This is a genomic window from Rhodopseudomonas pseudopalustris (assembly GCF_900110435.1).
In the GTDB taxonomy this organism is placed as follows: Bacteria; Pseudomonadota; Alphaproteobacteria; order Rhizobiales; family Xanthobacteraceae; genus Rhodopseudomonas; species Rhodopseudomonas pseudopalustris.
The window spans coordinates 46,368-69,105 of the sequence record NZ_FODT01000011.1 but is presented as its reverse complement, the minus strand read 5'-3'; the positions used below and the strand labels follow the sequence as shown (position 1 = coordinate 69,105).

The 22,738-nt window shown below is 65.3% G+C and carries 21 protein-coding genes; 6 read left to right on the top strand and 15 right to left on the bottom strand.

Translation table 11 applies throughout. The features are described from left to right. Window positions 1-54 precede the first annotated feature (54 nt). A complete protein-coding gene (locus tag BMY71_RS19335) occupies window positions 55-558 on the top strand; it encodes an RNA pyrophosphohydrolase (protein WP_011500989.1) in 504 nt (167 codons plus the stop codon). Window positions 559-712: 154 nt separating this feature from the next. Here BMY71_RS19335 and BMY71_RS19330 read toward each other — a convergent pair whose 3' ends face one another. Beyond that, window positions 713-1,783: a glycosyltransferase gene (locus BMY71_RS19330; protein ID WP_092685809.1), complete on the bottom strand. Its 1,071-nt coding sequence runs from the start codon at window positions 1,781-1,783 to the stop codon at window positions 713-715. A 275-nt stretch (window positions 1,784-2,058) separates the two neighbouring features. Between BMY71_RS19330 and BMY71_RS19325 the strand changes: the two genes are divergently transcribed. Both BMY71_RS19325 and BMY71_RS19320 read left to right on the top strand, forming a co-directional pair. Then, window positions 2,059-3,006, top strand: coding sequence for a UDP-glucuronic acid decarboxylase family protein (locus BMY71_RS19325; RefSeq protein WP_011500987.1), 948 nt, complete (start codon window positions 2,059-2,061; stop codon window positions 3,004-3,006). After that, window positions 3,003-3,512: an RNA pyrophosphohydrolase gene (locus tag BMY71_RS19320; RefSeq protein WP_011500986.1), complete on the top strand. Its 510-nt coding sequence runs from the start codon at window positions 3,003-3,005 to the stop codon at window positions 3,510-3,512. The genes BMY71_RS19325 and BMY71_RS19320 overlap by 4 nt, the downstream gene beginning before the upstream one ends. 359 nt (window positions 3,513-3,871) lie before the next feature. Here the strand turns inward: BMY71_RS19320 and BMY71_RS19315 are convergent, their stop codons facing one another. The 5 genes from BMY71_RS19315 to BMY71_RS19295 form a co-directional block, all read right to left on the bottom strand. Beyond that, window positions 3,872-4,279, bottom strand: a complete 408-nt coding sequence (locus tag BMY71_RS19315) for a F0F1 ATP synthase subunit epsilon (protein WP_092685808.1) — start codon at window positions 4,277-4,279, stop codon at window positions 3,872-3,874. A gap of 134 nt (window positions 4,280-4,413) precedes the next feature. Continuing rightward, a complete protein-coding gene (gene atpD, locus BMY71_RS19310) occupies window positions 4,414-5,844 on the bottom strand; it encodes a F0F1 ATP synthase subunit beta (RefSeq protein WP_092685807.1) in 1,431 nt (476 codons plus the stop codon). A 70-nt stretch (window positions 5,845-5,914) separates the two neighbouring features. Beyond that, a complete protein-coding gene (locus BMY71_RS19305; RefSeq protein WP_011500983.1) occupies window positions 5,915-6,790 on the bottom strand; it encodes a F0F1 ATP synthase subunit gamma in 876 nt (291 codons plus the stop codon). A gap of 141 nt (window positions 6,791-6,931) precedes the next feature. Then, a complete protein-coding gene (atpA, locus tag BMY71_RS19300) occupies window positions 6,932-8,464 on the bottom strand; it encodes a F0F1 ATP synthase subunit alpha (RefSeq protein WP_092685806.1) in 1,533 nt (510 codons plus the stop codon). Next, window positions 8,464-9,024, bottom strand: coding sequence for a F0F1 ATP synthase subunit delta (locus tag BMY71_RS19295; protein ID WP_011500981.1), 561 nt, complete (start codon window positions 9,022-9,024; stop codon window positions 8,464-8,466). Before BMY71_RS19295 ends, atpA begins: the two co-directional genes overlap by 1 nt. 634 nt (window positions 9,025-9,658) lie before the next feature. On the opposite strand from BMY71_RS19295, the gene BMY71_RS19285 reads away from it, so the two are divergent. Next, complete coding sequence (locus BMY71_RS19285) at window positions 9,659-10,138, top strand: septal ring lytic transglycosylase RlpA family protein (RefSeq protein ID WP_011500980.1); 480 nt, start codon at window positions 9,659-9,661, stop codon at window positions 10,136-10,138. Between the two features lie 160 nt (window positions 10,139-10,298). On the opposite strand, the gene BMY71_RS19280 is transcribed toward BMY71_RS19285, so the two are convergent. Beyond that, window positions 10,299-12,506: a primosomal protein N' gene (locus tag BMY71_RS19280; RefSeq protein WP_011500979.1), complete on the bottom strand. Its 2,208-nt coding sequence runs from the start codon at window positions 12,504-12,506 to the stop codon at window positions 10,299-10,301. A 192-nt stretch (window positions 12,507-12,698) separates the two neighbouring features. On the opposite strand from BMY71_RS19280, the gene BMY71_RS19275 reads away from it, so the two are divergent. Both BMY71_RS19275 and BMY71_RS19270 read left to right on the top strand, forming a co-directional pair. Beyond that, the gene (locus BMY71_RS19275; protein ID WP_041805103.1) at window positions 12,699-13,670 is read left to right on the top strand and encodes a tyrosine recombinase XerC; all 972 of its coding nucleotides are present in this window, start codon (window positions 12,699-12,701) and stop codon (window positions 13,668-13,670) included. Window positions 13,671-13,798: 128 nt separating this feature from the next. After that, window positions 13,799-14,389: a DUF4337 domain-containing protein gene (locus BMY71_RS19270; RefSeq protein WP_011500977.1), complete on the top strand. Its 591-nt coding sequence runs from the start codon at window positions 13,799-13,801 to the stop codon at window positions 14,387-14,389. Between the two features lie 95 nt (window positions 14,390-14,484). Here BMY71_RS19270 and BMY71_RS19265 read toward each other — a convergent pair whose 3' ends face one another. The 8 genes from BMY71_RS19265 to BMY71_RS19230 all read right to left on the bottom strand — a co-directional run bounded on the left by BMY71_RS19265 (window position 14,485) and on the right by BMY71_RS19230 (window position 22,625). Further along, entirely contained in the window at window positions 14,485-15,027 is a 543-nt protein-coding gene (locus tag BMY71_RS19265) for a hypothetical protein (RefSeq protein WP_092685867.1), read from the bottom strand. A gap of 35 nt (window positions 15,028-15,062) precedes the next feature. Then, window positions 15,063-16,466 carry a dihydrolipoyl dehydrogenase gene (gene lpdA / locus BMY71_RS19260; protein ID WP_092685805.1) on the bottom strand — a complete coding sequence of 468 codons (1,404 nt, stop codon included), beginning with the start codon at window positions 16,464-16,466 and terminating at the stop codon, window positions 15,063-15,065. 14 nt (window positions 16,467-16,480) lie between these two features. Then, the gene (locus tag BMY71_RS19255; protein ID WP_011500974.1) at window positions 16,481-16,771 is read right to left on the bottom strand and encodes a DUF2442 domain-containing protein; all 291 of its coding nucleotides are present in this window, start codon (window positions 16,769-16,771) and stop codon (window positions 16,481-16,483) included. Next, on the bottom strand, window positions 16,764-17,018 hold the full coding sequence (locus BMY71_RS19250) for a DUF4160 domain-containing protein (protein ID WP_092685804.1): 255 nt from the start codon (window positions 17,016-17,018) through the stop codon (window positions 16,764-16,766). The genes BMY71_RS19255 and BMY71_RS19250 overlap by 8 nt, the downstream gene beginning before the upstream one ends. Window positions 17,019-17,044: 26 nt before the next feature. After that, a complete protein-coding gene (locus BMY71_RS19245) occupies window positions 17,045-17,791 on the bottom strand; it encodes an SDR family oxidoreductase (RefSeq protein ID WP_092685803.1) in 747 nt (248 codons plus the stop codon). A 7-nt stretch (window positions 17,792-17,798) separates the two neighbouring features. After that, window positions 17,799-18,200, bottom strand: a complete 402-nt coding sequence (locus BMY71_RS19240; RefSeq protein ID WP_011500971.1) for an MAPEG family protein — start codon at window positions 18,198-18,200, stop codon at window positions 17,799-17,801. Between the two features lie 59 nt (window positions 18,201-18,259). Next, window positions 18,260-19,561, bottom strand: coding sequence for a 2-oxoglutarate dehydrogenase complex dihydrolipoyllysine-residue succinyltransferase (odhB, locus tag BMY71_RS19235; protein WP_092685802.1), 1,302 nt, complete (start codon window positions 19,559-19,561; stop codon window positions 18,260-18,262). Window positions 19,562-19,667: 106 nt separating this feature from the next. Further along, on the bottom strand, window positions 19,668-22,625 hold the full coding sequence (locus BMY71_RS19230; protein WP_092685801.1) for a 2-oxoglutarate dehydrogenase E1 component: 2,958 nt from the start codon (window positions 22,623-22,625) through the stop codon (window positions 19,668-19,670). Window positions 22,626-22,738 lie beyond the last annotated feature (113 nt).

Here is a 22,738-nt window from a genome sequence, read left to right as displayed (position 1 = left end):
CGCCTGAAAACGCTCGAGAGTCCGCGACCTGCGGACGGATGAGGCATTGACGGAATGGCGCGCTACGAAGACCTGCCCTATCGAACATGCGTCGGCATGATGCTGATCAACCGGGAGGGTCTCGTCTTCATCGGGCGTCGCGCTGGCGGCATCGAGCATGTCGACGACACCCACGTCTGGCAGATGCCGCAAGGCGGCGTTGATCCCGGCGAAGACACCTGGGAAGCCGCCAAGCGCGAGCTGTACGAGGAGACCAACGTCCGCTCGGTCGAAAAGATCGGCGAAGTTCCCGACTGGCTGATCTACGACATTCCGCGCACCGTCGCCGGCCGAGCCTGGAAAGGCCGCTACCGCGGCCAGCGCCAGAAATGGTTCGCGGTGCGCTTCACCGGCGCAGATTCCGAGATCGACGTCGGCGCGCCCGGCGGCCACAAGCCGGAATTCACCGGCTGGCGCTGGGAGCCGATGCAGAATCTCCCCGATCTGATCGTGCCGTTCAAACGGCCGGTCTATGAGCGGGTGGTGAAGGAATTCTCGCAGCTCGCGGTGGCGGTCTGAGGCCCTCGATACGACCGGTGCGAGCGCAGTGAGCCTCGAAGGCCGTCATCCTCGAGGTGTGAGCGTAGCGAGCCTCGAAGGATGCGGCGAGGCACGTCGCTTGTTGCCATCCTTCGGGCGCAAGAACGCCAGCATGACGGCTACTCAACGTCCTCTATCGGCCCGCCAGCGCCGCCTGCAGGATGTGGTCGCAATGCGCCTTGACGGTGTGATGCGCGAGCACATGCTCCCGCCCGGCCACGGCGATCGCGCGGAGCTTGTCCTTGTCGGCGAGCGCCGCGGTGACGGCGCGCACGAGTCCGCCCGGCTCGATGTCGTAATACACGCCATGGACGCCTGACAGCAGCGGCGCGTAGCGCAGGATGGTCGGGTTGTTCATCAGCGGCACCGCCTGCACGAGCGGCGCCTCGTAGTGGCGGTAGCAGTCCCAGCCCATGCCTTCCGGCGACCAGGCCAGCCAGGAATGCGACATCCGCTCCATGAAGGCATCGTAGGGCAGCCGCTCGGTCGGCTGGTCGATCCGCACGCCCATCGCCCGAAGCCGTTCGAGCTCGGGCAGGCCGGCGGCGCGCACCGTCGAATTGCCCTCGACCGCGCCCGAGAAGAAGATGTCGTGGGTCTTCTCCGGAAACGGCGCGTCGCGCCAGCGCTGGTCGAACCGGAACTGCGGCAGCGAGATCGGCTGCAGCCGGTCGATCCGGCGGCGCCATTTTTCGCTCCGGCGATAGCGCAGCGTCGGCAGATGCGGATGGATGGTGCCGGCCAGCACCTGCCATTTGTCGGCCGGCAGCTCGCGCTTGAAATACGCCTTGGCCTTGTCGAGCAGGAACACGCTGCTTTTCGAGATGCCGAATGAATCGTCCATCTCGACCGCGACCAGCGGCACCGGAACGTTCAGCCAGCGCAACACGCTGGGCCCGAACTGCCGCGTCAACGAGGCCCACGGGCTCTTGGGCGTGTAGAACATGCCGCGCGCCCAATAGCGCGGATGCCACGGCGAATAGCGCAGCGTGTTGACCACCACCACGTCGTATTTGCCTTCGCCCGCGGCGCGCAGTTCGCGCCAGATCCGGTCGGGCGTCGAGAAGCCGTCGAGCGGGCCGAAATCATTGGTGAGCTTGGTCCAGGTCCACAGGCACGTGGTGCGTTCGGGATATTGCAGCTTGAAATAGCCGCCGCCGATTTCGAGGATCCGGGCGTTGGAGATGTCGACGGGCGCGGTCATCGCGTGAGATCGCCTCTTGCGTGAGATCGCGCGCAGGCACGCTGGCGCCCTGGGTTCGGTCGGATCGGAGCGATCCGGGGTCGCCACGGCCGGTCGAGCGCCGGGGGCGCCGGCAGCAGCCGGTTTCGGCGCTTGCCTAGCATGGGGTTTCTTGCCATTCAATGCGGCGGAAAACGGCCGTCGCACCATCGGCGCCCATAGCGTTTTCGAGCGAAATGCACAGCGGTTCACGGCGGGACGCAGCGTCAGAACCGATCTCCTGGCCGGGATGAGCGATGCGACTTTCAAGGCGAATTCTCGTGAGCGGCGGCGCCGGATTCATCGGCTCGCATTTGTGCGACAGACTGTTGGCCGAAGGCCACGAAGTCCTTTGCGTCGATAATTACTTCACCGGCTGGCGGCGCAACATCGAGCACCTCGTCGGCACGCCGCGCTTCGAGGTGATGCGCCACGACGTCACCTTCCCGCTTTATGTCGAGGTCGACGACATCTACAACCTCGCCTGCCCGGCCTCGCCGGTGCATTACCAGCACGATCCGGTGCAGACGCTGAAGACCAGCGTGCACGGCGCGATCAACATGCTGGGGCTCGCCAAGCGCACCCGCGCGAAGATTTTCCAGGCCTCGACCAGCGAGGTCTATGGCGATCCGACCGTGCATCCGCAGCCGGAGAGCTATTGGGGCCACGTCAATCCGCTCGGCATTCGCGCCTGCTACGACGAGGGCAAGCGCGCCGCCGAGACGCTGTTCTTCGATTATCACCGCCAGCACAAGGTGAAGATCAAGGTCGCGCGGATCTTCAACACCTACGGCCCGCGGATGCATCCGCGTGACGGCCGGGTGGTGTCGAATTTCATCGTCCAGGCGCTGTCCGGCGACGACATCACGATCTACGGCGACGGTAGCCAGACCCGCTCGTTCTGCTACGTCACCGACCTGCTCGACGGCTTTGCGAGACTGATGGCGACCGGCGACGGATTCATCGGCCCGGTCAATCTCGGCAATCCGGTCGAGTTCAGCATGCGCGAGCTCGCCGAGATGGTGATCGCGATGACCGACTCGAAATCCAAACTGGTCTATCTGCCGCTGCCGTCGGACGATCCGAAGCAGCGCCAGCCCGACATCACGCTGGCGCGGCGTGAACTCGGCTGGGAGCCGAAGGTGGCGCTGGCGGACGGGCTCAAGGAGACCATCGGCTATTTCCGCAAGCTGCTGGCGTCGTGAGCGAAACGCCGCCTGCGCGATCGCTGCCCTACCGGCGCAATGTCGGCATCGCGCTGTTCAATGCCGAAGGCCGGGTGCTGATTGGCCGCCGCTTCCGCGACGACGGCCCCGAGATCATCCTGCCGGGTCTCGAATGGCAGATGCCGCAAGGCGGCATCGACGCCGACGAGGAGCCGCGGGACGCGGTGATGCGTGAGCTGTGGGAGGAGACCGGCGTCCGGCACGCCGAGATTCTCGGCGAGACCGATTGGGTCACCTACGATTTCCCGCCTTATGACGGTCCGCCTCACCGGCTCGGGGTGTTTTGCGGTCAGCGCCAGAAATGGTTCGCGCTGCGCTTCACCGGCGATGAAGCCGAGATCGATCCGTTGGCGGTGCGCAACGACATGCCGCCGGAATTCGACGCCTGGCGCTGGGAGCAGCTCGACCGCGTCGCCGACCTCGTCGTCCCGTTCCGCCGCGACGTCTATCGCGAAGTCGCGCGGAGCTTTGCGCGGTTCGTGTGAGGGGCAACTGAACGCTCGCGCAGCGGTCGGCGCGCCCTCACCCCAACCCTCTCCCGCAAGCGGGAGAGGGAGCGCGTAGGACTTGCGGCAAGGCCGCGGCTTATCTTGGAATTCGCTTCATTCAATGTGAGGCGCTGCGCTTCATCGAAGCGCAGCGCGCCCCCTCTCCCGCTTGCGGGGGAGGGTTGGGGTGGGGGCGACACGGGGTCTGAGTCAGAGCGTTTTCGAGCGAAGTGGAAACCGGTTCGCGTGAAGAAAACGCGTCAGAAAAAAGTTAGAGCTCCGGTTCTGATTCTATCAGAACCGGAGCTCTATTTCGTCAGCACGGCTGGCCTACCAACGGCCGCAGGCGTGTCGGCTCAGTGCATCGCAGTCGTCGAGATCTGGTGCTGGATGCTCTTGTAGTGATCCAGGCGCTCGATTGAGCGATCGAGGACGTCGCCGACCTTGCCGGGGAGTTGCTGCTCCATCGTCGCGATGGTCGCGGCGAAGTCCTGCATGTCAACGTCGGCCACCGCGGTGGCGACATCGGCCAGCACGGTCAGGCCCTTCTCGGAGACTTCGGCGATACCGCCGAGCACCACGATCTTCTGCTGAGCACCGCCGGCGGTCACCGTCAGGATGCCGGGACGGATCACCGCCACCACCGGCGCGTGACCGGCGAGCACGCCGAAATCACCCTCGGCGCCCGGGATGTCGACCTGATCGACTTCGCCGGAGAAGGCAACCTGTTCGGGCGAAACCAGATCGAAGTGGAAGGTGGCCATGGAGCTACTCTCTCGGCTGTCACCCGCGGGCTTGACCCGCGGGTCCATCAATCAATGACATTGTTTCCAGATGGATTGCCGGGGCATGTTCGTGAAGACGCGCTTCGCGCTCTTGCCCGGCAATGACGAGATACTTAGGCCGCTTCCGCGGCCAGCTTCTTGCCCTTCTCGACGGCTTCTTCGATGGCGCCGACCATGTAGAACGCCGCTTCCGGCAGATGGTCGTACTTGCCTTCGCAGATCGCGCGGAAGCCCTTGATGGTGTCGGCGAGGTCGACGAACTTACCCGGCGAGCCGGTGAAGATTTCGGCGACGAAGAACGGCTGCGACAGGAAGCGCTCGATCTTGCGGGCGCGGGCGACCGCGAGCTTGTCCTCTTCCGACAGTTCGTCCATGCCCAGAATGGCGATGATGTCCTGCAGCGACTTGTACTTCTGCAGCACCTGCTGGACCATACGGGCGGTCTGGTAGTGCTCCTCGCCGACGATCAGCGGCGACAGCATCCGCGAGGTCGAGTCCAGCGGGTCGACCGCCGGATAGATGCCCTTTTCGGAGATCGCGCGATTCAGCACGGTGGTCGCGTCAAGATGCGCGAACGAGGTCGCGGGCGCCGGGTCGGTCAAGTCGTCGGCCGGCACGTAGATCGCCTGCACCGAGGTGATCGAACCCTTATGGGTGGTGGTGATGCGCTCCTGCAGCGCGCCCATGTCGGTGGCGAGCGTCGGCTGATAGCCCACCGCCGAGGGGATGCGGCCGAGCAGCGCCGACACTTCCGAGCCGGCTTGCGTGAAGCGGAAGATGTTGTCGACGAAGAACAGCACGTCCTGGCCCTGGTCGCGGAAATGCTCGGCGACGGTCAGACCCGACAGCGCGACGCGGGCGCGGGCGCCCGGCGGCTCGTTCATCTGGCCGTACACGAGGGCGCACTTCGAGCCCTCGCCGCCGCCCTTCTTGTTGACGCCGGATTCGATGAACTCGTGATAGAGGTCGTTGCCTTCGCGCGTGCGCTCGCCGACGCCGGCGAACACCGAATAGCCGCCGTGGGCCTTCGCGACGTTGTTGATCAGCTCCTGGATCAGCACGGTCTTGCCGACGCCGGCGCCGCCGAACAGGCCGATCTTGCCGCCCTTGGCGTAGGGCGCCAGCAGGTCGACGACCTTGATGCCGGTAACGAGAATTTCAGCTTCGGTCGACTGGTCGGTGTAGAGCGGCGCTTCCGCGTGGATCGGGCGGAGGCCCTCATTGGCCACCGGACCCTGCTCGTCGACCGGCTCGCCAATCACGTTCATGATGCGGCCGAGCGTGCCGACGCCGACCGGCACCATGATGGGCGAACCGGTGTCGGTGACTTCCTGGCCGCGCACCAGACCTTCGGTGGTGTCCATCGCGATGGTGCGGACGGTCGATTCGCCGAGATGCTGGGCAACTTCAAGCACCAGACGGTTGTCGCCGTTCTTGGTCTCGATCGCGTTCAGAATGGCCGGCAGATGGCCTTCGAACTGCACGTCGACGACGGCGCCGATGACCTGGGTGATGCGTCCGGTCTGATTGGCGGGTGTAGCCATTAAACTCTCTCCCTGAAGTCCGAAATCCAAATCACGGTCGTCGACCGGATGTAAGTCTGAAGAAGTGCTGCTAGATCGCCTCGGCGCCCGAGATGATCTCGATCAGCTCCTTGGTGATCATCGCCTGCCGGGTGCGGTTGTAGATCAGCGTCTGCTTCCTGATCATGTCGCCGGCGTTGCGGGTGGCGTTGTCCATCGCGCTCATCTGGGCGCCGTAGAACGACGCGTTGTTTTCCAGGAGCGCGCGGAAGATCTGCACCGCGAGATTGCGCGGCAGCAGCGTGGAGAGGATCTCGTCCTCTTCCGGCTCATATTCGTAGGAGGTGGCCACGGAGCCTGCAGCCGGCGCCTCGACCACCAGCGGGATCAGTTGCTGCGCCGTCGGGATCTGCGAGATCACCGATTTGAAGCGCGAATAGAACAGCGTGCAGACGTCGAACTCGCCGTTGTTGAAGCGGGCGATCACCTTCTGGGCGATGTCCTCGGCGTTGACGAAGCCGAGCTGGCGAACCGAGCGCAGCTCGATGTTCTCGATGATCTGCTTGTCGAAGGTTCGGCGGAGCTGCTCGTAGCCCTTGCGGCCGACGCAGAAGAATTTGACTGTCTTGCCCTGGTTCATCAGCGCGTAAGCGCGTTCGCGAGCGAGGCGGACGATCGACGAGTTGAACGCGCCGGACAGGCCACGCTCGCCGGTGCAGACCAGCAGCAGGTGAACCTGATCCTTGCCGGTGCCGGCGAGCAGCACCGGTGCGCCGGGCGAGCCCGCAGCGGCGCCGGCGATGTTCGAGATCACCGCGTCCATCTTTTCGGCATAGGGCCGCGCGGCTTCCGCCGCCATCTGGGCGCGGCGCAGCTTCGAAGCCGCGACCATCTGCATCGCCTTGGTGATCTTCTGCGTCGCCTTGGTCGAGGCGATGCGGACGCGCATGTCTTTAAGTGAAGCCATTCTCAGTCCACCCCGGCGATCAGATCAGATCCGACCGCGAACCTCACACTGGTCATGCCCGGCCGCGCGCCGGGCATCCACATCGTCGATTGTCGACGCGCAACACGTCGCGGCCGGGACGAGCCCGGCCGGAGCGTGAATTTACGCGAACGTCTTGGCGTAGCTCTCGATCACAGCCTTGAGCTTGGCGGCGGTGTCGTCGGAGAGGTCGCGGCTAGTGCGGATCGCATCGAGGATGGCCGATTCCTTGCCGCGCAGCAGCGACAGCAGGCCGTCCTCGAACGAGCGCACCTTGGCGACCGGAAGCGCGTCCAGATAACCGTTGACGCCGGCGTAGATCACCACGACCTGCTCTTCCATCTTCAGCGGCGAGAACTGCGGCTGCTTCAGGAGTTCGGTCAGGCGGGAGCCACGGTTCAGCAGGCGCTGGGTCGAGGCGTCGAGGTCAGAGCCGAACTGCGCGAACGCGGCCATTTCGCGGTACTGCGCGAGCTCGCCTTTGATCTTGCCGGCGACCTTCTTCATCGCCTTGGTCTGTGCCGACGAACCGACGCGCGACACCGACAGGCCGACGTTCACCGCCGGGCGGATGCCCTGGAAGAACAGGTCGGTTTCCAGGAAGATCTGGCCGTCGGTGATCGAAATCACGTTGGTCGGGATGTAGGCGGAAACGTCGTTGGCCTGGGTTTCGATGATCGGCAGCGCGGTCAGCGAGCCCGAACCATGATCCTCGTTGAGCTTGGCGGCGCGCTCGAGCAGGCGGGAGTGCAGATAGAACACGTCGCCCGGATAGGCCTCGCGACCCGGCGGGCGGCGCAGCAGCAGCGACATCTGGCGGTAGGCGACGGCCTGCTTCGACAGATCGTCATAGATGATCACGGCGTGCATGCCGTTGTCGCGGAAGTACTCGCCCATGGTGCAGCCGGTGAACGGCGCGATGTACTGCATCGGCGCCGGGTCGGAGGCGGTGGCGGCGACGACGATCGAATATTCGAGCGCGCCCTGCTCTTCCAGCACCTTCACGAACTGCGCGACGGTCGAACGCTTCTGGCCGACCGCGACGTAGACGCAGTAAAGCTTCTGGCCTTCCGGCGCGCCTTCGACGTTGAGCGGCTTCTGGTTCAGGATGGTGTCGAGCGCGATCGCGGTCTTGCCGGTCTGACGGTCGCCGATGATCAGCTCGCGCTGGCCGCGGCCCACCGGGATCAGGGCGTCGATCGCCTTGAGGCCGGTCGCCATCGGCTCGTTCACCGACTTGCGCGGAATGATGCCGGGCGCCTTGACGTCGACGCGCTTGCGTTCGGTCGCCTGGATCGGCCCCTTGCCGTCGATCGGGTTGCCGAGCGCGTCGACGACGCGGCCCAGCAGCCCCTTGCCGACCGGCGCGTCGACGATCGAGCGGGTGCGCTTGACGGTCTGACCTTCCTTGATCTCTCGGTCGGCGCCGAAGATCACGATGCCGACGTTGTCGGTTTCGAGGTTCAGCGCCATTCCGCGCGTGCCGTTCTCGAACTCGACCATTTCACCGGCGAGGACATTGTCCAGACCGTAGACGCGGGCAATGCCGTCGCCGACGGACAGCACCTGTCCGACCTCGGTGACTTCGGCTTCCTGACCGAAGTTCTTGATCTGGTCCTTGAGGATCGCGGAAATTTCCGCGGCGCGGATGTCCATCAGCCTGCCTCTTTCATCGCGTGCTTGATCGAATTGAGTTTGGTGCGAATCGAACTGTCGACCATGCGGCTGCCGAGCTTGACGACAAGCCCGCCGATGATCGCCGGATCGACATTGATATTGAGGGTGACATCCTTGCCGGTCACCGACTTCAGCGCCAGCTTCAGCGCCTCGAGATTCTTGTCGCTGAGCGTCTCGGCGACGGTGACGTCGGCGGTCGCTTCACCCTTGAACCTGGCGACCAGCGCCCGATAGGCGCCGATCACGTCGGCGACCACGAACAACCGGCGATTGGCGGCGAGCAACTTCAGGAAGTTGGCGCTGATGCCGGCGATCCCGGCCTTGTCGAGCACCGCGCCCAGCGCCTTGGTCTGCGCTTCGGCGCCGAATACAGGACTGCGAACCAGCCGCAAAAGCTCAGGACTTTCGACCAGCATGGCGCTGAACTTGTCCAGATCGGCCTTGACCGCGTCGATGACTTTCTCATCGCGAGCCAGTTCAAACAGGGCGGTCGCGTAACGACCAGAGACTCCGGAAACCGATGGATCTTCAGATGCCACAGACGCGCTCTTTTGTGCTGTCAAATTGCCAAGGAGAAAACCGTCGCCAAGCCGCGGCGTCCCCGATTTAAGCCCTTGGAATTCAAGCTGGACTTCGATTTTCGGCCGGTACGATCGTAGCCGGCGACCTTAAAAATCGCGGCTTTGCTAACATAGCGCGCGCGCAGGCGCAACATGACCTGCCACAAGATGACGGTCTGTCGCATTTCATCGGTCTGCGGTCTCGCCGGGCGGAATTCGGGTACCCACGAGGCCCGGCCGCACCAAGCGTCACTCCAGCTTCGCCAAAAAATGTTGCAGCTCCCGGCGGCCGGACAGGAGACCTTTCACAGACCTACAAAGCACCCTGCGATGGTCCGCGATTTCTTGCGTTTGATTTGAAGACCCGAGTCATTCGGTCAAAAAGACTTACATCTTTAGTATTCGTATGCGTACGAAAGTAGTGGTGAAATTTTCCATCCAACGCAATGCAGGGCTTTTTGATCGGGCGCATCGCGTCAAAAGATATTACAGGCCAGAAACGAATCGGCAGTTCGTCAATTTCTTGCCTCATTACGCAGCGAACGGTCCGACACCGCAAACGGGACGGGGGTTCCACTTGCCGCATACGTGGCAATACTGAGGACATACAATTATGACTGACACGAAGAAGTCTCCGCCGGGATTAGTAACCCGGCCGCGTACGGCTTTCGCGCTGATCGCCGCAACTGTTCTGATGAGCGGAGCAGCTGCAACCGAGGCTTCGGCCCGTTCGAAGCGTCATCATCATCACGCCCATCACAACAACGCCCAGAACGACTGGCGTGACGCCAACGCAGCGCTGGGGTCGGGTGGCCGTAGCTTCTCCGGCGTGGCCTCGTATTACGGCAATGAATCCGGCAACCGCACTGCCTCGGGCCAGCGCATGAACGCCAACGCGATGACCGCTGCGCATCGCAGCCTTCCGTTCGGCACCAAGCTGCGCGTCACCCATGGCGGCCGCAGTGTCGTCGTCACCGTCAACGATCGCGGCCCATTCATTCGCGGCCGTGTGCTCGATCTGTCGACCGGCGCCGCGCGCGCGATCGGTCTGACCAGCCGCGGAGTCGGCCGGGTCGTCGCGGAAGTCATGTAACCGCAGAACGCGGGTTACACTTCCCTTCAAACAAGAAAAACATCATCGAGTTTCGTATGGCCGCGATCCCTCGCGCGCCCGATCTGCGGCCTGCCGTCAGCCATGACGGCAGGCTTTATTTTTTCGTCGCGCGTCGATGTATGACTTCGGCTTCCTGAGACTACAGGAAGCTTTGCGGATCGACGTCGACCTCGAGCTTCAGGTTTCCTTTGGTCTTCGGACCCTGCGCCAACCATTGCCGCAAGTAGTTCGACAGATCGAATGACCGCACCGACTTCACCAGCAGCCTGAATCGATAGCGGCCCTTGATCACTGCGAGCGGCGCTTCGGCCGGCCCCAGCACCTGCACGCGCTCGTCGACCGGCGCGCTCGAGGCCAGCTGCCGCGCGAAGCCTTCCGCGGTCGGCCGGTCGCCGGCGGAAATGATCAGGCTCGCGAGTCGGCCGAATGGCGGGTACAGCGTCCGTTCGCGCGCCTCGATTTCGCTGGCGTAGAAGGCCTCGCGATCGCACGCGACCAGCGCCTTCATCACCGGATGCTCCGGCTGATGGGTCTGCAGAAAGCCGACGCCGCGGCCCTGATCGCGCCCTGCGCGACCGATCACCTGATTCAAAAGCTGGAAGGTGCGCTCGGCGGCGCGCGGATCGCCGTTGCTGAGGCCGAGATCGGCGTCGACCACGCCGACCAGATTGAGCCGCGGAAAATTATGGCCCTTCGCCACCAATTGGGTGCCGATGATGATGTCGACCCGGCCTTCGGCGATGTCGTTCAGCTCGCTGCGCATGGCCTCGATCGAGGTGATCAGATCGCTCGACAGCACCATCGTCCGCGCATCCGGAAACAGGCTCGAAGCCTCCTCCTGCAGCCGCTCGACGCCGGGGCCGACCGCCACCAGCGATTGCTCGGCGGCGCAATGCGGGCATTGAAGCGGGCGCGGCATCGAGAAGCCGCAATGGTGGCACACCAGCCGTTGCCGGAAGCGATGATCGACCAGCCAGGCATCGCAGATGGTGCAGGCGAAGCGATGGCCGCAGGCCCGGCACAGCGTCAGCGGCGCATAGCCGCGGCGGTTGAGAAACAACAGCGCCTGTTCGCGGCGCTCGATCGCATGGCCGACCTGCTCGGCCAGACGCGGCGAGATGAACCGCCCGCGCATCGGCGGCTCGCGGCGTAGATCGATCGCCTCGATCTGCGGCATGTGCTGGCCGCCGAATCGCGACGGCAGCGGAATCCGGCGGTAGCGGCCCTTGCGGGCGTTGACCTCGGTCTCGACCGACGGCGTCGCCGACGCCAGCACGATCGGGATCCTGGCGATCGACGCGCGCACCACCGCCATGTCGCGGGCGTGGTAGTGCGCGCCGTCTTCCTGCTTGTAGGCTTGGTCGTGCTCCTCATCGACGATGATCAGACCGAGATCGGCATAGGGCAGGAACAGCGCCGAGCGCGCGCCGACCACCACCTGGGCCTCGCCGGCCGCGATCGCCGCCCAGTTTCGGGCGCGGGTGCGCGGCGTCAGCTCCGAATGCCATTCCAGCGGCCGGACGCCGAAGCGCAGCGCGAAGCGGTCGAGAAATTGTCCGGTCAGCGCGATCTCCGGCATCAGGATCAGGCACTGCCGGCCCTGGCGAACGACTTCGGCGACCGCCTCGAAATAAACTTCTGTCTTGCCCGAGCCGGTGACGCCGTCGAGCAGCGCCGCCTGAAAGCCGCCGCCCGGCTTGACCAGTTCGCGCATCGTCTCGGCGGCCCGCGCCTGCTCGGGCGAGAAATCCGCCGGCGCGAAATCCGGATCGGGCGTCGGCGCCGCCGGCTCGCGCGGCATCGCTTCGACGTGCAGCGTGCCCTCATCGACGAGACCGTCGATCACGCCGGGGCTGACGCCGGCTTCCTTGGCGACGTCGGATTTGCCGTGCAGCAGGCCGTCCGACAGAATCTCGATCAGCCGCCGCCGCGCCGGCGTCATCCGCTGCGGCGGCGGGCCGACCAGCCGCACGCCCATGCGCTGACGTTCGGGACCGAGTTCGCCCATCCGCAGCGTCATCCGCAGCACCTGACCGCGCGGCGACAGCGTGTAATTGGCGACCCAATCGACCAGCCGGCGTAGCTCCTCGCGCAACGGCGGCACGTCGAGCTTCTCGGCGACGTCTTTCAGACGGTTGTGCAGCCGCGGATCGGGATTGGGGTTTTCGGCCCAGACCACGCCGAGCACCTCGCGCGGCCCGAGCGGCACCGCGACGACATCGCCGGGCTTCAGATCGAGCCCGCGCGGCACCCGGTACGAATAAGCCTGATCGACCGCGACCGGCACCTGCACGTCGACCACGCGGGTGGAGGCGTTCGAGGTCGGGCTGGTTCGGGAGTCGTCCATCGCCCCGGTGTGCCGACAAAGCCGGCCTTCATCAATGGGAAAGGAAATCAGGTATGATCCGAACGTAGCCTCCCACGACTCGCCGTCACCCTGAGGTGGCCGCGCAGCGGCCCTCGCTGCGCGAGCGCCTCAGGATGACGGCCAGAGCCTGTTGAATGTCGTCGAACGCGCAAGATGCGCCCGGACTCCTTTATGGCCAAAGCCCAACCCGCCCCCGCGCCGATCGAGCTCGCCTGCGCCAGCGCCGATCTCAACGCCGAGTTCACCCGCTGGCTGTCGCATCTGCGCGCCGAGCGACGGCTCTCCGGCAAGACGCTGGAGGCCTATGCGCGGGATTTGCGCCAGTTCCTGATCTTCCTCGCCGGCCATTGGGGCGGCGTGGTCACGCTCGGTCGATTCGCACGGCTGGAGGCCACCGATGTCCGCGCCTTCATGGCGGCGCGGCGCGGCGATGCGATCGCCGGCCGTTCGCTGATGCGGGCGCTGGCCGGACTGCGCTCGTTCGGCCGCTTCCTTGAACGCGAAGGCAAGGGCAGCGTCGGCGCGCTGTCGTCGGTGCGGGCGCCCAAGATCAAGAAAAGCCTGCCCAAACCGATCCAGATCGCCGCCGCCAAACGACTCGCCGACGCCGACGAGCGCGCCGGCGAGGACCGCGAGACCTGGATCCTCGTCCGCGACGCCGCGGTGATGGCGCTGTTATACGGCTCAGGCCTGCGCATTTCCGAAGCGCTTGGGCTGCGCCGCCGCGACGTGCCGGCGCCGGGCAAGGGCGATACGCTGATCGTGCTCGGCAAGGGCAACAAGACCCGGATGGTGCCGGTGCTGCAGAACGTGCTGGCGCAGATCGCCGATTACGCGAGCGCCTGCCCGCATCCGCTGCCACCCGACGGGCCGATGTTCGTCGGCGCCCGCGGCGGGCCGCTCAGCCCGCGAATCATCCAGCTCGCGATGGAGCGGCTGCGCGGGTCGCTGGGATTGCCCGACTCGGCCACGCCCCATGCGCTGCGGCACTCCTTCGCGACGCATCTTTTGACCCGCGGCGGCGATCTGCGGGCGATCCAGGAGCTGCTCGGCCACGCCTCGCTGTCGACCACGCAGGTTTACACCGGCATCGATACCGAACGGCTGCTGGAAGTCTACAACAGCGCCCACCCGCGGGCATGAGCCCCGCGAAGTTGTTAGTCCGCCATCGCCGGACTTGACCCGCATCGCCTTCCAACTGACAAGTTCCTGATCTGTTGATCACGGCCCGGCAGGTGTCGGGCATGACGAATTCATGACGGGAGAATGGCATGGGCGCGCACGAAAGCATGGAGCACGCTGAACATGCGGAACATGCGTCAGGCTCGAACAAGAACATTGCGCTGCTGATCTCGGTGATCGCGCTGTTCCTCGCCTTCTCCGAAACGCTCGGCAAGGCGTCGCAGACCGAATCGATCGCCAAGAACGTCGAAGCCTCCAATCTGTGGGCGTTCTTCCAGGCCAAGAGCATCCGCCGCACTGTGGTGCAGACGGTATCCGAAGAGGCGCGTCTGAGCATGGGCACGATCGGCGACGCCGCCGCCAAGGCGGCGCTGCAGAAGCAGATCGAGGAATGGCAGAAGACCGCGCAGCGCTATCGCTCCGAGCCGGAGACCGGCGAAGGCTCCGAGCAGCTCGCCGAGCGCGCCAAGCACGCCGAGCACGCCCGCGACCTCGCCCAGGCGCGGTACCACCACTACGAGCTGGCGTCGGCCGCGTTCCAGATCGGCATCGTGCTGGCGTCGGCGACGATCATCACCGGGATGCTGGCGCTGGCCTGGATTTCGGGACTGCTGGCGCTGACCGGACTCGGCTTCACGGCGATCGGCCTGTTCGCGCCGCACGCCGTGCATCTGTTCTGAGCGCGAGGCCGGCGCCTGGAGCTTGCTATAGCGTTTTCAAGCGAAGTGGGTACCGGTTCGCGTAATGAAAACGCGATAGCCGGCCGCTCGGCGCGCTAACGTTCGGCGCGGATTCGTCGGCGCAGCGCTCCGATTCGACGCAGCGCCCGCGCGCTCCAGCCGGAACCGTCGCCTCTCAGCAGGTCGGCCAGGCTGGCTCTGATGCTTGCCATCACCGGCGCCACGATCTCGCGCGCCTTCGCCTTGACGGTCAGCACGAACTGATAGGCGCGCACGAACCACGCCATCTGCATCAGCTTCGGCTTGGTGACGTCGAAGATGAAGGCGATCAGGCCGAGGCCGACGAACTGCGCCAGCGCAAAGGCGATGAGGCCGGCGATGAAATGCTGCGTCGCCATCAGCCACAGCGCGAACAGCTTGAACGGGTAGAGCGGGATCAGCGGCACCACGAATACGATCAACGCCATCGGCGGCGACAGATGTTCGACCCGCTCCGCCGTCCACGCCTTCAGCTCGCGCAGCGGGATCGCCGCGACGATCCGCGCCACCCACGGCTCAAGATGCTCCCACAGCCATGCCTCGATCAGGAAGAGGACGGCGAGGATGAACCACAGCGGTTGCAGCAGGCGGCGCTTCATGATGTCGTCCGGTTCCCGGACGATGCCGGCGCTCTTCACATATGGATGGCGCGTTTTCCCACCGCAAGCGCGGCTTCCTTGACGGCTTCCGAGCGGGTCGGGTGAGCGTGGCAAGTGCGCGCGAGGTCTTCGGCCGAGCCGCCAAACTCCATCAGCACCGCGGCCTCGTGGATCAACTCGCCGGCTTCGCGGCCGACGATGTGCACGCCGAGCACGCGGTCGGTCTTGGCGTCGGCGAGGATTTTCACCAGACCGTCGGTGGTCTGGTTGACCTTGGAGCGGCCGTTCGCGGTGAACGGGAATTTGCCGACCGTGTAGGCGATTCCGGCCTGCTTGAGGTCTTCCTCGGTCTTGCCGACCGACGACACCTCCGGCGTGGTGTAGACTACGCCCGGGATCACGTCGTAATTCACATGCCCGGCCTTGCCGGCAATCAGCTCAGCGACCGCGACGCCCTCGTCCTCGGCCTTGTGCGCCAGCATTGGACCTCTGACGACGTCGCCGATCGCGTAGACGCCCTTGACGCTGGTGGCGAAGTGATTGTCGATCACGACGCGGCCGCGCTCGTCGAGCGCGACGCCGGCCTCTTTCAGCCCGAGGCCTTCGGTGTAGGGCACCCGGCCGATCGCGACCAGCACGACGTCGGCTTCGAGCGTCTCCGGATTGCCGCCGGCCGCCGCCTCGACCTTCACCGCAAGCTTTGCGCCCGAACTATCGACGCCGGTGACCTTGGCGCCGAGCTTGAAGGCAAAACCCTGCTTCTCGAGGATGCGCTGGAACTGCTTGACGATCTCGGAATCCATGCCGGGCAGGATACGGTCGAGGAATTCGACGACGGTGACCTGCGCGCCAAGCCGCCGCCACACCGAGCCGAGCTCGAGCCCGATCACGCCGGCGCCGACCACGATCAGTCTTTCCGGTACCTTGTCGAGCGACAGCGCGCCGGTCGACGACACCACGCGCTTCTCGTCGATCGCGATGCCCTTGAGCTTGGCCACGTCCGAGCCAGTGGCGATCACGATCGACTTGGTCTCGACCGTCTGGGCCTTGCCGTCATTGCCGGTGACCTCGACCTTGCCGGCGCCCAGCACCCTGCCGCGGCCGACCAGCACGTCGATCTTGTTCTTCTTCATCAGGTATTCGACGCCCTTGACGTTGCCGTCGATGCCCTGCTGCTTGAAGTTCATCATCGCCGGCAGATCGAGCGTCGGCGCCGGCACGCCGATTCCCATCTTGGCGAACGAGTGCCCGGCCTCCTCGAACAGCTCCGAGGCGTGCAGCAGCGCCTTCGACGGCATGCAGCCGACATTCAGGCAGGTGCCGCCGAGCGTGGCGTTCTTCTCCACCACTGCGACCTTGAGACCAAGCTGCGCCGCGCGGATCGCGCAGACATAGCCGCCGGGGCCGGTGCCGATGATGACGAGATCGTAGGTGGCCATGAAGTGCTTTCTGTTCAGCTAGCGAGATGGAGAAGGCCGGCCTGACGCTCGGCGCGTTGACGAAGCGAAGACGATCCGAAATCGATCTCGTCGCCCTGATCGTCGAGCCAGAAGATCTTGTGACCATAGGGCTCGCGTTGAACGGTGGCGAACCGCGCCGGCGCTGCGCGCAGGAATTCGAACATCTCGCCTTTGGCGATCAGCGGGCGCAGGTCGACGACGCCCTCGAAGCCGTCGCTCCAGACGATCTTCAGAACTCCGAAGATCACCGGCTCGGCGCTCTGGATTGCGACGATCTCAGTCATCGATCTTCTCCGGCTTGCATAGTTCCTCGACCGCGGTCCAGGCCTCCATCAGGCCCATATAGTGGCTCGACGCCCAGGACAAAACGCGCCCGAGTTTCGCGGGCGGCAGCGAGCCGCGCAAGACCTTGGCGGTCCGGATTTCGATCTGGGCGACGTGTTCGGCGTAGCGGGCGTGAAAATGCGGCGGCGGATGCTCGTCGGGATAGAATTCGATCTTGACCCCGTCGACCATCGCAACGACCGGCATGGCTGTCTCCGACCAAGGTCCCGATCCTACCGTCCGCCCGAAACATCGAGGATCGCGCTGGTGACGTAGGAGGCCTCGTCGGACATCAGCCAGACGATGGCATTGGCGATTTCCTCGGCGCGGCCGACGCGCTGCATCGGCACGTTGGCGCTGAGCCGGTGTGCGCGATCGGGATCGCCGCCCGAGGCATGGATGTCGGTGTCGATCAGGCCGGGCCGGATCGCGGCGACGCGGATGCCTTCGCCCGCGACCTCATGGCCGAGACCGACCGTGAAGGAATCGATCGCGCCCTTGGAGGCGGCGTAGTCGACATAAGTATTCGGCGAGCCGAGCTTGGCGGCGACCGAGGACAGGTTGACGATCACGCCGCCCGGCCCGCCATGGCGGGTCGACAGCCGCTTCACCGCCTCGCGCGCGCACAGGATGCTTCCGGTGACGTTGACCGCCATCATCCGCTGGATTCGCTCGGCCGACATCTCGTCGACCCGCGTCGTCGGCCCGACGATGCCGGCATTGTTGACCAACGCGCCGAGCGTTCCGAATTCATCAGCGGCTGCGAACAGCGCCAGGATATCGGGCTCGCTGCCGACGTCGCATTTCACCGCGATCGCCTTGCCGTTGCGGGCTTCGATCTCCGAAACGACGGTGCGCGCCGCCTCTTCGTTGCTGGCGTAGCCGACCACGACCTTGAAGCCGCGGGCGGCGGCGGCGAGCGCGGTGGCGCGGCCGATGCCGCGGCTGCCGCCGGTGATGACGACGACGCGATCGTTCATGCGGACCTCACGACATCAGCCGGATCAGCATCGCGATCAGCGCCAGCAGCGCGACGAACCACACCAGGCTGCGCGCGAACGGGATCTCGATGATGTAGAGCGGCGCGTAGAGCACGCGGGCGACCAGCCAGATCACCGCGGCGGTGGCGGCATAGCCGCCGGTCTTGCCGGTGACGGCCAGCGCCAGCGCCAGCGCGACGAAGGCCGGATAGGTCTCGAGCAGATTGCGGAAGGCGCGATTGGCGCGGCCGGCGAACCGGCCCTGCGCCACCTTCCCCTCGTCACGCGGCCCGGCCTGATAGGGGCCGCCGAGTTCGAGCATGGCGGGCACCGAGGCGAGGAACATCTGCACGATCAGCAGCACGACGCTCCACCCCAGCACGGTGATCTCGATCGGCATCGGCTGCATCATGTCCCCCCATTCGCTTTGACGAATCGCCGGCGCTCATGCCGGCGCATAAGGCGCTCTTACAGATCCAGCACCAGCCGCGCCGGGTCTTCCAGGCTTTCCTTGACGCGGACCAGGAAGGTGACCGCTTCCTTGCCGTCGATCACGCGGTGATCGTAGCTCAGCGCCAGATACATCATCGGCCGCACTTCGACCTTGCCGCCGATCGCCACCGGCCGCTCCTGGATCTTGTGCATTCCGAGAATGGCCGATTGCGGCGCGTTGAGGATCGGCGTCGACATCAGCGAGCCGTAGATGCCGCCATTGGTGATGGTGAAGGTGCCGCCCTGCATCTCCTCGATCTTGAGCTGGCCGTCGCGGGCGCGCTTGCCGAAATCGGCGATGCTCTTTTCGATGTCGGCGATCGACTTCTCATCGCAGTCGCGCACCACCGGCACCACCAGACCCTTGTCGGTGCCGACCGCGACGCCGACATGGTAGTAGTTCTTGTAGATCAGATCGGTGCCGTCGATCTCGGCATTGGCGGCCGGGATGTCCTTCAGCGCCTGCACGCAGGCCTTGGTGAAGAAGCCCATGAAGCCGAGCTTGGCGCCGTGCTTCTTCTCGAACACGTCCTTGTACTGCGCCCGCAGCGCCATGACGTTGGTCATGTCGACCTCGTTGAAGGTCGTCAGCATCGCGGCGGTGTTCTGAACTTCCTTGAGCCGTCGCGCGATGGTCTGGCGCAGCCGGGTCATCTTGACCCGCTCCTCGCGCGCGGCGTCGTCGGCCGGCGACGGGGCGCGGACCTGCATCGCCGCGGCGGGCTGGTTGACCGGGGTCGGCGCCGAGGCCGCCTTCTCGATCGCCGCCAGCATGTCGCCCTTGGTGACGCGGCCGTCCTTGCCGGAGCCCGGCACCGTCGAGGCGTCGACGCCGCTCTCGCTCGACAGCCGGCGCACCGACGGCGCCTGCGGCGCGTCGGACGGCGGGGTCTTCAGCTCGGGCTTCGGCCGGACCTCTTCGGGGCCGGCATTGATCGGCTTGGTGGTGTCGGTCTTGAGATCCGGACGGCCGGTGGTCGTTTCCGGCGCGACTGCCGCGGCCGCCTTCGGGGTGTCCTTGGCGGCCGGCTTGGCGGCGCCGCCGCCTTCCGAGATCTGGCCCAGCAGCGCGCCGACCGCGACGGTCTCGCCATCCTTGGCGATGATTTCGCCGAGCGTGCCGGCCGACGGCGCCGGCACTTCGATGGTGACCTTGTCGGTCTCGAGTTCGACCAGCGGCTCGTCGACCGCGACGGCATCGCCCTGCTTCTTGAACCAGCGACCGATCGTCGCCTCGGTCACCGATTCGCCGAGCGTCGGAACGCGAATGTCAGTCATCGTTTCTTTCCTCTTGCGGCGTGTCGCCGGCTGGCCGCCGGGCGATCCGCCCCTGATCCAAATGTCTCGAACAACGCGGGCCGCCGGCCTGCGGCGGCCCGCGGGGTCAGCGCAGCGCCTCGTCGAGGAACGCCTTGAGCTGGGCCAGATGCTTCGACATCAGGCCGGACGCGGTGGCCGCGGATGCGGGGCGGCCGACATAGCGCGGACGGCGATGGGTCGCCCCCGCCTGATTCTGCACCCACTCCAGATAAGGTTCGATGAAGTGCCACGCCCCCATGTTGCGCGGCTCTTCCTGGCACCACACCAGCTCGGCTTCCTTGAAACGCGACATCTCCTGCACCAGCGTCTTCAGCGGCACCGGATAGAGCTGCTCGACGCGCAGCAGATAGACGTCGTCGACGCCGCGCTTCTCGCGCTCCTCGTAGAGGTCGTAATAGACCTTGCCGGAGCAGATCACGACGCGGCGGATCTTGTTGTCCGGGGCGAGCTTGATCTTCTCGTCCGGCAGCAATTGCGCGTCGTCGGCCAGCACGCGGTGGAAGCTGGTATCGGGGCCGAGTTCGTCGAGCCGCGACACCGCCCGCTTGTGGCGCAGCAGCGATTTCGGCGTCATCAGGATCAGCGGCTTGCGGATCTCGCGGCGGAGCTGGCGGCGCAGCACGTGGAAGAAATTCGCCGGCGTGGTGGCGTACACCACCTGCATGTTGTCCTCGGCGCACATCTGCAGGAAGCGCTCGAGCCGGGCGGACGAGTGCTCCGGTCCCTGGCCCTCATAGCCGTGCGGCAACATGCAGACGAGACCGGACATCCGCAGCCATTTGCGCTCGCCCGACGAGATGAACTGGTCGAACAGCACCTGCGCGCCGTTGGCGAAATCGCCGAACTGCGCTTCCCAGATCGTCAGCGCGTTCGGCTCGGCCAGCGAGTAGCCGTATTCGAAGCCGAGCACGGCTTCTTCGGACAGCAGCGAGTTGATCACCTCGTAATGGCCCTGCTCGGGCGTGAGGTGGTTGAACGGGGTGTAGCGAGTCTCGTCTTCCTGATCGAACAGCACCGAATGGCGCTGCGAGAAGGTGCCGCGTTCGGAGTCCTGGCCGGACAAGCGGACGCGGTGGCCTTCCTGCAGCAGGGTGCAAAACGCCAGCGCCTCGCCGGTCGCCCAGTCGATTCCGATGCCGGAATCGATCGCCTTGGCGCGGTTCTCGAGATAGCGCGCCACGGTGCGGTGAACCCGGAAGCCTTCCGGCACCTTGGTGATCTTGCGGCCGATATCCTTGAGCTGTGCGAGGTCGACGCCGGTGATGCCGCGGCGCGGGTCCTCTTCCTGATCGGCGGATTTGAAGCCGGCCCATTTGCCGTCGAGCCAGTCGGCCTTGTTGGGGCGATAGCTGGAGCCGGCCTCGAGCTCGGCGTCGAGCCGGGCGCGCCAGTCGGCCTTGGCCTTCTCGACCTCGCCTTCGGTGATGACGCCGTCGGCGATCAGCCGCTTCGAATACAGTTCCAGCGCCGACGGATGGCCCGCGATCTTGCGATACATCATCGGCTGGGTGAAGGCCGGCTCGTCGCCCTCGTTATGACCGTGGCGACGGTAGCAGAACATGTCGATCACGACCGGCTTGTGGAACTTCTGCCGGTACTCGACCGCGATCTTGGCCGCGAACACCACGGCTTCCGGATCGTCGCCGTTGACGTGGAAGATCGGCGCGTCGATCATCTTGGCGACGTCCGACGGATACGGCGACGACCGCGAATAGCGCGGATAGGTGGTGAAGCCGATCTGGTTGTTGACGATGAAGTGGATCGAACCGCCGGTGCGGTAGCCCTTCAGGTCGGACAGGCCGAAGCATTCCGCGACCACGCCCTGCCCGGCGAACGCCGCGTCGCCATGCATCAGCAGCGGCAGCACCGAGAGGCGCTCTTCCGGCAGGTCGCCGTGCTGGTCCTGCTTGGCGCGGACCTTGCCCAGCACCACCGGATCGACGATTTCGAGATGCGACGGGTTGGCGGTCAGCGACAGGTGGACCTTGTTGTGGTCGAACTCGCGGTCCGACGAGGCGCCGAGGTGATATTTGACGTCGCCGGAGCCTTCGACCTCGTCCGGATTGGCCGAGCCGCCCTTGAATTCATGGAACAGCGCGCGGTGCGGCTTGCCCATCACCTGGGTCAGCACGTTGAGGCGGCCGCGATGCGGCATCCCGAGCACGATCTCGCGGACGCCGAGATTGCCGCCGCGCTTGATGATCTGCTCCAGCGCCGGGATCAGCGATTCGCCGCCGTCGAGGCCGAACCGCTTGGTGCCGGTGAATTTGAGGTCGCAGAACCGCTCGAAGCCCTCGGCCTCGACCAGCTTCATCAGGATCGCGCGACGCCCCTCGCGGGTGAAGCTGATTTCCTTGTCCGGACCTTCGATCCGCTCCTGCAGCCAGGCCTTCTGCGCCCCGTTGGAGATATGCAGAAACTCGATGCCCATGGTCTGGCAATAGGTGCGCTCGCAGATCGCGACGATCTCGCGCAGGCTGCCATATTCCAGGCCCAGCACGTGATCGAGGAAGATCTTGCGGTCGAGATCGGCCTCGGTGAAGCCGTAGCTGCGGATGTCGAGCTCTTCGTGATCCTTGGGCGGCGACAGGCCGAGCGGATCGAGCTTGGCGTGGAAGTGGCCACGCATGCGATAGGCGCGGATCAGCATCAGCGCGCGGACGGAATCGCGGGTGGCCTGGTTGACGTCGGCCGGCGACAGTTCGACGCCGCGGGTCTGCGCCTTGGTCTGGATCTTCTGGCCGACGGTCTTCTCGACCTGGGCCCAGTTGCCGTCCAGCGCCGAGGTCAAATCGTCGCGCGGGGTCAGCGGCCAGTTGGCCTGCCCCCAGGACGGGCCTTCGGCGTTCTTCTGGATGTCGCCAGGATTGTCCTTCAGACTTTTGAAGAATGCCTGCCAATCGGCATCGACGGACGACGGGTCGTTTTCGTAGCGGGAGTAGAGATCGTCGATATAGGTGGCATTCGCGCCCTGGAGAAACGAAGAAAGGGCGAAAGCGGCATTCGCGTCCTGGCGAGACATGATTGCTTCCTGATTATGATTATCGCGAGACACACGCGATAAGCCGATCCAGTTACCGGATCAGCAACATAGTGCACCTTTTATCGGATTCCAGGGAAATGTAAGCTCGGAAA